Raw genomic sequence first — 12,236 nt, 5'->3', positions numbered from 1 at the left:
ACATGAATCGCACGCTCATTGCAGCAGCCGTCGGCATTCTCTTCTCGTGGCACGGCCTCGCATTTGCAGCAGAGCCTGCCGGTTTGCCGGGCGCCAGCCCGGTTTCCGCCACGCCGGCCTCGGGACCGGGCGGATGGGGCGATTCACCCGCCGCGCAAGACTCCGTCAAGCTGGCCGAGCCGCCCGCTCCGCAAGGCCCACCCAGGCTCGGGCAGCCGGCCGTACCCAAGGCCGTCGCCCGCCGACGCACGCAGCAAGTGCCGAAGGCGTTCGACACTGCGCATCCGGCAAGCGCACCGCGACTTGAGGCGTCCGCCTGCACGAGCCTTCCGGCGAAATGGGACCACGCGCAAGCGCTCGCCGACGCGGGCCGCACGACGCAAGCCTATACCCTCTACCTCGAACTGCTTCGCGCGTGTTCGGATTCCGGCGAACTCGCAGGTACGGCCTGGAAGGCCGCGAAAGCGCTGCCCCCGGCAGAGATCGACCGCCTCCTCGCGGATCCTGTGTTCGACAAGCCGTCGTTACGCAAGGTCCGCGCCGACCTGCGGCTGCAGCGTATGTACGCGGAGAATACGGCGGGCAATTACACCGGTGCGCTTGCCTACTCGCGCGAACTGCGCGCGGATTCGTCCGTCCAGCTCGATGCATCGGCGCTGGAAGTATCGGGCTGGCTCGAAGATCGCGCCCATGACGACAAGGCCGCGGAGCGTCTGTTTCGCGAAGCCTTGAAGAGCGCGCAGGATCCGGCGTCGGCGCGGCTCGGGCTGACGCTGTCGCTCATGCATCAGCAACGCCTCGCGGAAGCGGAAGTCGAATCGCGCGACCTGGCGACACCAGACGGCAAGCGTCTGCACGCCGCCATCGTGCTTGCTCTTGCCAAAGAGTCGGGCGACCCGGCGCAGGTCGACGCCGCGCTCAAGCTCATCGATGAGACGGGCGACGCGACCGATCCGGCGACGCGAGCGCTCGCGGGATGGGCGTTGCTCAACAGCCGGCGCACGCAGCGAGCCGAACAGATCTTTGCGAAGCTCCATCAGGAAGTGCCCGACAACGAAGAATATCTGCAGGGCCTGGCGTTTTCTTCCGCCGCCAACCACGACTACCAGACGCTCAGTACGCTCGTGGGCAACAATGTCCCGGGCACTCCGCCACTCGCCCGCCAGATGCTGGCGGAGCACGATGAAAGTCTTGGCCGGTACGATCATGCGCGAGCCCTGACGGGACATCCGTCCGAGGGACAGGAACCGGCGTTGCAAGCGCTGTTTACCGTAGACCGGAAATCCGGTACATCCGGGCAAGACAAGCTGACGGTCTGGACCATCCCGCAGCTATCGGTCACATTGCTGCCGACTCCGTCGTTGTCTTTACGTATCGACGGGACGGTGCTGCGCCTCGATAATGGCCAGCAACACGCCTGGGGCAAGCAACTGGGCGGCACAGTCAGGACCGATCTCGGACAAGGGGTGCTGGTCGCGGGCGCGGCAGTTGAAGCGCCGGGCGAAAGTTCGACGCAGGTGTTCGGCAAAATCCAGTACCAGCAAATCGCCGAAAGCGAGGACGAGTTCGTGCGGATCGCCGCCAGCCGCGACGGCATCTACGATTCGCTTCGTTCCTACAAGGGCGTGCCTTCGGAAACGGGGCCGGCCGTATCGTCCTCGCTCGAGATCGCCGCGCGTCAGGCAATCGGGCGTAGCGCATTCCATGTTGGTGAAACGCTATCCGGCGGCGCCGTCACAGCGAGCGGAACGGCCGTCAACCCGTTCTATGCCGCGAGCCTCTCGCTCACGCGAGACTTCCACGTCAAGGGCTGGAGCTGGCTCAATGCCGGACCGGAGGTACGCATCAGTTCATACCGCTACGACGCGAATCGGTATACCGGCCCCTACGCGGGCTACTGGAGTCCCAAATCGAACCGTGAGGCGGGACTCGTCTTCTACGCCCAGTCGGACGAGGGCGGCCGGTTCCTCTTCAAGACTGGCGGACGCGTAGGGTATGCGACGCGCGAACTCTTCACCGGCCGCGCATCGGGGGCGTTCGGAGAGGACACCGCGACCATGGCTGGACTCGTTTCGCGAAATGTGATCGTCGGCGCGGGCATTGGCTATCGCGCCTCGCCCGGCTATCAGGACATGAGCATCTTTGCCTGGGTGAAAATTCCGTTCGAACCACGCGGCCACCTTCGCGCCGCCGATCTTGTAACCCCGCGCGGCTTCTAGCGTGCCGGGCGGGCGGCAAGCGAGATACCAGGTTGCGAACAAGGGCCCTGGCGTCGTACAACGCCTCGCGGGCCTCATCTACCCGAGTGGCCGGAGCCGGCCGGGACCGTCTGCCCACGGCGGTCGGAACCGGTCATTGTGGGATGACTGCAGACGGAAAGGTACGAACGCCGGGCACGGCCGATAACGAGGCGCATGTAAGAGGCGGACGAGCGACTGCTATTTGGGCGCAACGGTCGTTGAAATGGCTGGTGGAGCGAGAAGGCGAACGACCGTAGATGGCCGCCTTGTACCGGACCCGGTCCGATGCGGAGCCTCCCCGATCGATTCCAGGAGGCCGCTGATTCATATGGCAGAGACTGCCAGGTCGTCCGGTCCCGCAGGCAGCCTAGAACATATGCCGCAAGCCAGCCATGATGCCTAGCTGGGTCGTGCCGTACGCCGAGCTCAGGGCATTGATGCCCTGGAACTGGGCGCCAACCATTCCGCCGCGGTACAGCGAGTAGTCCGCTTCCAGATAGGTATCCGTGCGTTTCGACCAGTTATAGTCCGCAAGCAGCTGGAATTGCGTCGCGTTCCCGTTGGCTGCCTGCATCTTCCCGGTCTGAACCGTGCGCCACACATTCGCGGAAAGGTGAATCGCGTCCGCTACCTGCTGCGTCACCCCACCAAAAAACATTTGCCGGGAGCTGAACGTATTGAATTTAAGCGCGGACAATTCCGGCGCGCTGAATGGCCCGTTAGGGAAATTGCCGACAAACCCGGCATCCTGCCGGTTCACGGCCCAGCCTGCCGTGAGCGTCGTATTTCCGAACGAATATGACCCGCCGGCAGTCCAGGATTTGAGGTGCGCGGAAGCGTTCACGGCATCGCGCGAGTCCAGGTATGCGGCAGCCAGGCGCAATGGTTCGCCGGGCAAATAGAGAAGCGATGCCCCAATCTGACTTCCCGCACCCAATGCGCCTGCATTGCCACCAAACGCATACGACACCTCAGCCGTCAGGTATTGCCATCTCGCCACGTATTTGACCATGTTGCTTGTCCACACGCCCTGAGCCATCATGACTTCCGGCCGAAACTGGTAGAAGGTCGGGAGCCATGGATTGGTCACGAAGGCGCTCAGAACGGCGTCAGCAAGTGGGTTGATCTGACGCCCCATTGTCAACTTTCCGTAACTGCTCGACTGCACGCCAACAAAAGCCGTATTGAAGAACGGATAGGCGGGGTCGGTCGCCCCGGAGTTCAGGAAGAAGCGATCCTCGAGATCGAATAGGACTTTCGTTCCGCCACCAATGTCTGCCACTCCCTTGAATCCGAAATGGCTCTCGCTTTCGCCGCTGGCGAGCTGGACGCGAGAATCGCCTTGCGGATCCGCATGAGTGGTGTAGCGAATTCCCGTATCGACGAGGCCGTAAAGTGTTACCGACGACTGCGCAGCTGCTGCGACGGAGTACAGCGTCGCAGTAGACATGATGGCAGCCAACAGGCCGGCCTTGCGTCGACGCCGTTCTTTTCCGAACAATCTCCTTACCTTCCTCATATATATAGACTCCAGTATTATGATTATGTCGCACTACGAACTATACGAATCACATCTGCGACTTGCTTATTGCCCGCTGAGTACGAGCGCTTGATTTCTTCTTATTGCGTGACCAGATGGGCCGAGATGACTTAATCAACCTGCCGACTCGACGGAAACTTTGTCCTCTGACGGCTCTGGCTCCGATCAAGGCGTTGTGCCCACAACCACACGTTGCCCGGAAATTTTGACCACAACTGCCAGAAAATTTACATTCCGCGGTGCAAACGCATCAGCCACGGCGGCACGTCTTATTCCGTCGCGTTGAAGAGGCCGCGCGGGATGACCCGATAAGCCCGCCCTACTGCGACTACTCATCGACTCATCGCGCGCTTCGGCAGGCAATAGATCAATCCTGCCGGCGGCCTTCAGATCAGGCGTTTCGACTCCGCGTTTCATCTTCCTGCAGCAGTCTCCACTGGATCTTTCCGCTCGCCGTGCGGGGCAAGCTGGCGGCAAACTGAATGACACGCGGGACCTTATAGGACGCCATGCGCTCGCGGGCCCACGACACAATTTCGTCTTCCGTCGCGTGCTCGCCGTTCCGAAGCACGATGACCGCCTTGACCGACTCGCCTCGACGCGGATCGTGAGTCGCAATGACACACGCTTCCTGTATGGCGGGATGCTCGAACAGCATGGCCTCGACCTCGGCCGGCCAGACTTTGTAGCCGGAGGCATTGATCATGCGCTTCAGCCGGTCGACGATGAAGAAATATCCGTCCCGATCTACGTAGCCGAGGTCTCCGGTGCGCAAGTATCGCTTTCCTTCGATCAGAACGAATGCCTCTTGCGTGGCTTCCGGCGACTTCCAATATCCGTCGAATACTTGAGGTCCGCTTACAAGAATCTCGCCGGTTTCTCCTTCACCGAGAGGCTCGAGCGTCTCGGGATCGACGACGAGTGACGCCGTGTTGAACACCGGCACCCCCATGCACTGTTGCTTGCTGTGCTGCGGCGGATTGATGTGGGTCGCCGCCATCGTCTCGGTAAGGCCGTACCCTTCCACGTACGGGACGCCCCAACGCGCCTCTATCTGCTGCGCGACAGCCTGCGGCATCGCGGCACCGCCGCCGCTCAGGTACGCAATGGAACTCAGGTCGAAGGTGTCGACGTCCGCCAGGTTCAGCAGGTCGATGAGCATCGTGGGAACGGTGACCCATGTGCTTACGCGGTGGCGTTCGATCACGTGCGCGGCACATTTCGCGTCCCAGCGGGTCAAGATCGCCATCGTGGCGCCGATGAATATCGGCATGGTCATGCAGTTCTGCATGCCGGTGACGTGAAACAACGGCACGGAGCACAGCATCACGCTCTCGTTCGCGAGGTTCGGCCATTCAGCGCACGAGACCGTTGAATGCATCACGCTACGATGTGTATGGATGCACCCTTTGGGGCGACCGGTCGTGCCGGACGTGTACGGAATAACCGCCAGATCTTCGGGCCTGGATTCGTGGTCGCGCGGAACGCACGCACGAGCAAGCGCGTCGTTCCAGCCGATGACGACAGCATGGCCGTCGGCAGATTCTGCATGAGGCTGCGCTCCGGCCGATGTCAGGACGTCGGGCAGCGGCAGATCGGTCCGGTCGCGAAGATAGTCGGCATAGCGTGCAGGGATCACATAGTCCACGTGACGGCCCGACAGCGACCGTATGTGCTCCATGAGTTCTTCGCCGACGAAGGCGACTCTAGCCCCGCTATCTTCGAGTATGTGCTGCAGCTCCGAAGTCCGGTTCATCGGATTGACGGGCACGACTACCGCATCCGCGCGCAGCACCGCATGGAAGGCGATGACGAACTGCGGACTGTTCTGCATGTACAGGACGACGCGCTCACCCCGGGCGATGCCGCAGTGCTGCTGCAGAAATCCCGCCAGCGCATCGACTTCGTGTCGCAACTGCCGGTAGCTTACGGTACTGCCGTAGTAAAGGATTGCGGCCTTTTCCGGATGGCGGTTCGCGGAGACTTCGAGATTCGTGTACAGCGATGTCTGCGGCGCGGATAGTTGCCGCGGCACGTCGACCCGCTGACGCGTTGATGTTGCCGTCATGTCTACTCCGAGCATGAAACGAAATGCAGTGATAGGGGGTAGCGCCTTGAAACTGATTGCTTGCGTCGCGGGTAAATCGCCCGTGACGCAAGCAGGATCTGCCCACGTCGGCTATGCGTGAGCAGGTTGTCGCATCCGAACCTGGCGCTAGGCACCTGGCGGATGCGTCTCGCTACTTCTGAAGGAACTGACGGCTCCACTGGCCGGCTTCTTCGAGCGTCTCGGCGGTTTCCGGCAGGAACGGGAAGAGCGTGAAGACGTGAACCGAATCGGCCACCATCTTCAGCTTCACGTTCGCGCCGACTGCCTTTGCCCGCTCAGCAAAACGAGTCGTGTCGCTTTCCAGTACCTCTCCCTCCACGGCCGAAAGGAATACCGGCGGAAGGTCCGCGAGGTCCGCGAACAGCGGCGAGACCATCGGATCGGTCGGTTCGTGGCCCTGGAAGTAGGACGCGACGAGATTGGAAAGCGTCTCGCGATTCGCGGCCGGGTCGTCTCCCGAATTCGCCATGACGGAGGGGCCGCCAAGCGTGAGGTCCGTGAGCGGGCAGATTGCAATGACGCCGGCCGGCAACGGCAGGCCCGCGCGACGTAACGCAGCCGCCAGCGCGAGGGCCAGGCCGCCCCCGGACGATTCGCCGCTCAGCAACACCGTCGATGGATCGACACCCGAAGCGAGCAAGCCGCGATAGGCGCTGAATGCGTCATCGAATGCCGCCGGATACGGATGCTCGGGCGCGAGGCGATAGTCGACCGTGTAGCACGGACCGTTCAGGGCGCGCGCGAGACGGCTCGCGTATTCAACCGAGCTCTTCGCCGAGCCCAGCACGTAGCCGCCGCCGTGGAAGTGCAACACCGTCGCCTTGTGCCCTGCTCCCGCTGCAACCACGCGCAACGCGCTCACCCCGAGAAGATCGACATCCGTCACTTCTGTGCTTGCGGGCGCCGGGAACTGCTCCAGAAGGAACCGTTCGTAGGCCGCACGCTGCCCCCGGTCGCCACGCGCAATGTCATCCGGCTTGAACACGCCTTTCCAGAGATCGAAAGCGCGCTGGCTCTCGGGGCGCGCCATCCGCTTTCCTTCGCGTGCCGCGCTCAAACCCACGACCTCGCCGGGCGGCAGCTTGACGGCCTCAAGGATGTTGTGCCCCCAGGCGAACGACCACGAAGCCTCGGCCAGCGGATCGATCCGCGAGAGTCCCTTCAGGCGTCCGTTACGCTGACGTACACGCGCCGCGTCGGGCTCGTGTGCCCAATCGACGACAAAGCGCGCGCCCGCCTGAATCCGCGTAGTACGCGGCTGGCGGCGCCGTTCGTATTCCAGCAGTGCATCCTGAACGCCGGGGCGGCCATGGTTCTTGAGACAGGTGGCGAGAGCCCATGCGTCTTCGATCGCCTGGCAGGCGCCTTGCGCCAGGTAGGGCACCATCGCATGCGCGGCGTCGCCGAGCAGGGCGATCCGTCCGGTACTCCAGTGTTCGATCGGATCCCGGTGGTACATCCCGGTAATGAACGTCGAGTCCACGGCTTCCAGCATCTTCTGGACGGTCGGCTCGGAACCCTCGAACGAGCGCCGCAGTTGCGCGACGTCCCCCGACTGCGTCCACGATTCGCGGCTCACTTCGGTTGCCGGCACCGACGCAAGAATGCTGTAGAGGTCCTTGCGAACCCAGTACGAGACAATATTCCTGCCCACGCCGAACCAGTTGTTCCCCGCCACCGGCAACTTCAGGCCGGTAAGCCGCTCGGCAGGGATGAGCGAGCGCCACATCAGTATGTTGGCGAACTGCTTCTCCTCGGGTCCCCGGAGCGCCGTCCGAACGGCAGAGTGAATGCCATCCGCGCCGATCACGGCATCGCCACGGATCACTTCGCCATTTTGCAGCGTGACGTAGGCGCCCTCGTTGTCCTGAGAAACCGACGCGCATTGCGCCCCTAGCCGGATCACACCAGGCGGCACGGCCTTCGCGAGCAAGTCGATCAGGTCGGCGCGGTGGACGTTATAGAGCAGCGCGCCGTAACGTGTCTCCGCCTCCTTGCCCAGTGGAGCCACGTACAGGAGACGCCCGGTCGACAGATCGAGGTAGTCAAAGCGCTCCGGCACGGTCGCAACGCTCGCCAGCGCCGGCTCAAGCCCCAATTCCCGCAGCACGATCGTGCCGTTCGCAGCGATCTGAACGCCCGCCCCGACCTCGGTCAATTGTGGGGCGCGCTCCAGTACAATCGGCTCGATACCGTGGCGCAGCAGCGCCAGAGCGGTCGTGAGCCCACCAATGCCTCCGCCAACAACGATGACTTTCATGCAAAGTTTCTCCAACTGGGTTAGTTATGCCAGTGTAGTTAATTAACTCGACACGGTAAAGTAATGACGACGTCAGGGAAAACCCTTCGCTCGGATGGAGCGGAGACACGAATTCGCTTAAAAGAAGAAGCCCAACGCCTGTTCGCGCTGCGCGGATTGGACGGGGTGTCCGTGCAGGACATCATCTCCGCCGCAGGGCAGCGCAACAGCGCCTCGCTGCGCTACTACTTCGGGAACAAACTGGAACTGGCACGTGAGCTGGTCGTCGACGGTGCGCGTCTGATAGACGAAGACCGTCAGGCGCGGCTCGACAGACTGGAGGCGGAGGAAGGGATAAACGTGCGAGCGGTAATAGGCGCGCTGCTCTTTCCGATGCTTGAGCTGGCGGATCGTACGGGTCAGGCGACGTACATCCGCATGATCGCCAACTTGCAGTTGAACAACCGCGCGTTCTTACGGGAGGCGCTGGAAAACAAGTGGAATCTGGGTTATCAGCGTTGCAACGCCCTGCTCCGGGACCTGCTTTCCGATATTCCGCCGGCAATCGTCGATCACAGACTGTCGCTCGTCGGCATCTACGGCAATGCCGCACTGGCAGCGTGGGAAGCGAGTCGGGACAATGGCGAGTCTGGAGGGATATGGTCGCCGCAATACGCTGTGTCCAGCTTGATGGACACCTTTGACAGCATACTCACCGCAGAGCCGTCGGAGGAAACGCGGTCCCTGCTGGGGGCGATCTGACGGCGAGCGCCCTCAACTCGACCTCGTCATGCTTTGGCCCAATCGGACTCGCACCGATCAGATACAGATCCTGCGTCGCGATAGGGTCGATGACCTGACGCTTGCCGACGTCCCGTTCTACCGGAACGTCGGCGGCGCCATCCGGAGCCACACGCGACGGTCGCGTCACGGATTGCCCGCCTTACACCGACGCCGTCAGGTAGGGATTATCCTTACCCGGCTCATAGTGCTGCGCCTTGATTTCCATTCGCGCAATGCTCTGCAAGTGAACCTCGTCCGGGCCATCCGCGAACCGCAACGCACGGCCCCACGTCCAGCTATCGGCCAATGGCGTGTCGGGGCTCAGCCCCATCGCGCCAAACACCTGCATCGCCCGCTCGCAAACGGCGGTATGAACACTCGGTACGAGCGCCTTGATCATCGAGATCTCCTTGCGTGCCTCCTTCGCGCCCACGTTGTCGATCATCCACGCGGCTTTGAGAACAAACAGCCGCGCTTGATCGATTTCGATTCTGGACTTCGCGATCCATTCCGCAACAGACCCCTGCTCATGCAGCCTCTTTCCGAATGCAGTGCGTGCCTGGGCCCGCTCCACCATCAACTCGAGCGCCAGTTCCGCGGCGCCGATCGAACGCATGCAGTGGTGAATCCGTCCTGGCCCAAGGCGCGCCTGGGCGAGCGCAAATCCGCTGCCCTCTTCACCGAGGAGATTCGACCGGGGTACGCGCACGCCTTTGAACTCGATCTCGCAGTGCCCTTCCGGCGCCAGGTGATTGACCACCGTGATATTGCGGATCACCTTGACGCCGGGTGTATCGCGGGGCACGAGAATCATGCTCTGCTGACGGCGGCTCGGTGCGTCCGGATCCGTTTTGCCCATCACGATGAAGAGCGTGCAATTCGGGTGTGCTGCGTTCGTGATGAACCACTTCCTGCCGTCGATGACATAGTCATCCCCGTCACGACGAATCGAGGTGGTGATGTTGGTCGCGTCCGAGGAAGCTACAGCCGGCTCCGTCATCGCAAACGCCGAGCGGATCTCGCCGTTGAGAAGGGGCTTAAGCCACTGCTCGCGCTGAGCGGGCGTGGCAAACATATGAAGCAACTCCATATTGCCTGTGTCCGGTGCATTGCAGTTGAACACCTCCGAAGCCCACGACACCCGCCCCATGATTTCGGCCAGGGGTGCGTACTCAAGATTGGTCAGGCGGGTACCGGGTTCGTCATCGCGCAGATGCGGAAGGAACAGGTTCCAGAGACCCTCTTCACGCGCCTGCTCCTTCAAGCTCTCCATAAAGGAAACCGGATATTGACCCGCACTCACTTCCTCGTGCCATTGCCGGATGCGCGCAACGATGTGAGCGTCCATGAACGTACGCACCTGTGTGCGCAGCGCTTCGACTTTCGGGCTATATGCAAAATCCATTTTTTACTCTTCCAGAATCGTGATTAATGTCGTCGACGCATCGACCAACAGCGCGCTTCGACCCCTTGACTAGATCGTCAGTCCACCGTCGACGACGACACACTCTCCATTGGTATAGCTTGCCGCGTCGGACACCAGGTAAAGTACGGTACCCGCCATTTCACGAGGCTCCGCGTGACGCCGCAACGGGATCTGCGACACCCAGCTTTCGTACGTGGCCTGATCTTCGAACAGTGCCCCCGCAAATCGCGTTTTGGTCAATCCGGGCAGCAGCGCATTCACTCGAATCCCCAACGGCCCACACTCCTTCGCGAACGCCCGCGTCATGTTGACAACGGCGGCTTTAGTGATCGAGTAGATGCCCTGCCTGTCGCCAGGCTGCAATGCATTGACCGAAGCCGTGTTGACGATCGCGCCGCCGCCGTTCTCCCGCATCAACTTGCCAGCCTCCACAGACATGAAGAAGTAACCACGCAGGTTGACTTCCACCGTTTTTTCGAAGGACGACAGATCAGTATCAAGAATGTGGCCAAAATACGGATTTGTCGCCGCGTTGTTGACGAGGATGTCCAGACGGCCATGCCGTGCACGAATCTGCTGGAAGATCGCGAGAATGTCCTCGACACGCCCGACATGGCACGGTTGCGCTTCAGCGCTCCCGCCCGCGTCCTTGATCTCGCGTGCCACAGATTCGCAATCTTCCAGCTTGCGGCTCGACACAATCACGTGGGCTCCCTGCCCGGCGAGTAGTTTGGCGATCTCCTCACCGATACCGCGGCTCGCGCCCGTAACCAGAGCAATTTTTCCTTTCATGTCAAACAAATTAGTAGTCACAATCAGTCTCCCTATGTCTACATTCCGGTTTCCCGCCTGTCTTCAGATCAGCTCAATGCCCATCTTCGCAAGCACCCCAGCCATCTCCCCCACCTGGCGCGCTTTTTCATTCGATGCGTTACCGCTCAAGGCCCGCTTCTTCACGCCCTGTGCGATCGCTGCGAGCCGGAAGAAACTGAACGCCAGGTAAAAGTTCCAGTTCTCCATCGACGAAATTCCCCGGAGCTCGCAATACCGCTCGACAATCGACTCCTCGTCAGGCACCCCCAACGCCCCTCGATTCAGGCCCTCGAGTCCGGCGATATGACCGTCGGGCGGGAGCCGCAAACACATGCAGAAGTACGCGATGTCGGCCAGAGGATCGCCGAGCGTGGATAGCTCCCAGTCGAGAACAGCGCGAACTTGCGGTGCACCGCGCATGAAAATGAGGTTGTCGATACGGAAGTCTCCATGCACCAGCGAAGGCTTGCCTGCTTGCGCCGGACAATGTACAGGCAGCCACTCGATCAGCGACTCCATCGCCTCCAATATTTCGGTCTGCGCGGCGCGATATTGCTTGGTCCAGACGTCGATTTGACGCGCGAAATAGTTGCCCGGGCGGCCGTAGTCCGACAATCCGGCTTTGTCGACGTCCACGTCGTGGAGAGCCGCCATCGTGCCGAGCAGTGCGTCGTAGATGGCGCCGCGCTCCTCGACTGGTACTTCGGGCAGCGCCGGATTCCAGAAGATTCGCCCGTCTTCGTAGCTCATGACGTAAAACAGGCTACCGATGACGTCACGGTCCCCGCAAAGGTGATAGGCACGGGCAACAGGGACCGGTGTCCTGCCGAGCGCCGACAGCACGCGAAACTCACGATCAACGGCATGGGCGGCCTTGAGCAGTGTGCCGGGAGGTTGACGCCTCAGCACGTAGCGACCGCTTTGCACCTTCAAAAGAAACGTCGGATTGGATTGTCCGCCGGAGAATTTCTCGACGGACAACGGCCCTTGAAACCCAGGCACGTGCGCCGTCAGATAACGTGTGAGATTTTCGATGTCGAATTGAAGGCTGGGGTGATTCATGATGTAGCGGGGATCCCGATTGA

At 61.6% G+C, this 12,236-nt stretch carries 8 protein-coding genes; 2 read left to right on the top strand and 6 right to left on the bottom strand.

The features are described 5' to 3' along the window. Positions 1-2: 2 nt before the first annotated feature. Positions 3-2,219, top strand: a complete 2,217-nt coding sequence (locus AC3WOG_RS08450; protein WP_492577554.1) for a tetratricopeptide repeat protein — start codon at positions 3-5, stop codon at positions 2,217-2,219. Between the two features lie 388 nt (positions 2,220-2,607). Here AC3WOG_RS08450 and AC3WOG_RS08445 read toward each other — a convergent pair whose 3' ends face one another. From AC3WOG_RS08445 to AC3WOG_RS08435, 3 genes are all read right to left on the bottom strand, one after another. Continuing rightward, positions 2,608-3,690 (bottom strand): porin, encoded by a 1,083-nt coding sequence (locus AC3WOG_RS08445; protein ID WP_492577553.1) that lies wholly within the window; start codon positions 3,688-3,690, stop codon positions 2,608-2,610. A gap of 481 nt (positions 3,691-4,171) precedes the next feature. Next, on the bottom strand, positions 4,172-5,848 hold the full coding sequence (locus tag AC3WOG_RS08440) for a long-chain-fatty-acid--CoA ligase (protein ID WP_492577552.1): 1,677 nt from the start codon (positions 5,846-5,848) through the stop codon (positions 4,172-4,174). Between the two features lie 172 nt (positions 5,849-6,020). After that, positions 6,021-8,150, bottom strand: coding sequence for an alpha/beta hydrolase fold domain-containing protein (locus AC3WOG_RS08435; RefSeq protein ID WP_492577551.1), 2,130 nt, complete (start codon positions 8,148-8,150; stop codon positions 6,021-6,023). A 63-nt stretch (positions 8,151-8,213) separates the two neighbouring features. Here AC3WOG_RS08435 and AC3WOG_RS08430 point away from each other — a divergent pair, with 63 nt between their 5' ends. Then, positions 8,214-8,891 (top strand): TetR/AcrR family transcriptional regulator, encoded by a 678-nt coding sequence (locus AC3WOG_RS08430; protein ID WP_492577550.1) that lies wholly within the window; start codon positions 8,214-8,216, stop codon positions 8,889-8,891. 181 nt (positions 8,892-9,072) lie between these two features. Here AC3WOG_RS08430 and AC3WOG_RS08425 read toward each other — a convergent pair whose 3' ends face one another. The 3 genes from AC3WOG_RS08425 to AC3WOG_RS08415 all read right to left on the bottom strand — a co-directional run bounded on the left by AC3WOG_RS08425 (position 9,073) and on the right by AC3WOG_RS08415 (position 12,213). Continuing rightward, positions 9,073-10,317, bottom strand: coding sequence for an acyl-CoA dehydrogenase family protein (locus tag AC3WOG_RS08425; RefSeq protein WP_492577549.1), 1,245 nt, complete (start codon positions 10,315-10,317; stop codon positions 9,073-9,075). 69 nt (positions 10,318-10,386) lie between these two features. Beyond that, the gene (locus tag AC3WOG_RS08420) at positions 10,387-11,151 is read right to left on the bottom strand and encodes an SDR family oxidoreductase (RefSeq protein WP_492577548.1); all 765 of its coding nucleotides are present in this window, start codon (positions 11,149-11,151) and stop codon (positions 10,387-10,389) included. A gap of 42 nt (positions 11,152-11,193) precedes the next feature. After that, complete coding sequence (locus AC3WOG_RS08415) at positions 11,194-12,213, bottom strand: phosphotransferase (protein WP_492579740.1); 1,020 nt, start codon at positions 12,211-12,213, stop codon at positions 11,194-11,196. Between the last annotated feature and the right edge of the window lie 23 nt (positions 12,214-12,236).

Source organism: Paraburkholderia sp. FW306-02-B (assembly GCF_058782725.1).
The sequence above is the reverse complement of the archived record's forward strand: the minus strand, read 5'-3'. Positions and strand labels throughout refer to the sequence as shown.

Excerpts from the sequence above, each read along its gene's own strand:
- AC3WOG_RS08450 (WP_492577554.1), top strand. The coding sequence starts at position 3 with ATGAATCGCACGCTCATTGCAGCAGCCGTCGGCATTCTCTTCTCGTGG.
- AC3WOG_RS08440 (WP_492577552.1), bottom strand. The coding sequence starts at position 5,848 with ATGACGGCAACATCAACGCGTCAGCGGGTCGACGTGCCGCGGCAACTA.
- AC3WOG_RS08415 (WP_492579740.1), bottom strand. The coding sequence starts at position 12,213 with ATGAATCACCCCAGCCTTCAATTCGACATCGAAAATCTCACACGTTAT.
- AC3WOG_RS08430 (WP_492577550.1), top strand. The coding sequence starts at position 8,214 with ATGACGACGTCAGGGAAAACCCTTCGCTCGGATGGAGCGGAGACACGA.
- AC3WOG_RS08425 (WP_492577549.1), bottom strand. The coding sequence starts at position 10,317 with ATGGATTTTGCATATAGCCCGAAAGTCGAAGCGCTGCGCACACAGGTG.
- AC3WOG_RS08445 (WP_492577553.1), bottom strand. The coding sequence starts at position 3,690 with ATGTCTACTGCGACGCTGTACTCCGTCGCAGCAGCTGCGCAGTCGTCG.
- AC3WOG_RS08435 (WP_492577551.1), bottom strand. The coding sequence starts at position 8,150 with ATGAAAGTCATCGTTGTTGGCGGAGGCATTGGTGGGCTCACGACCGCT.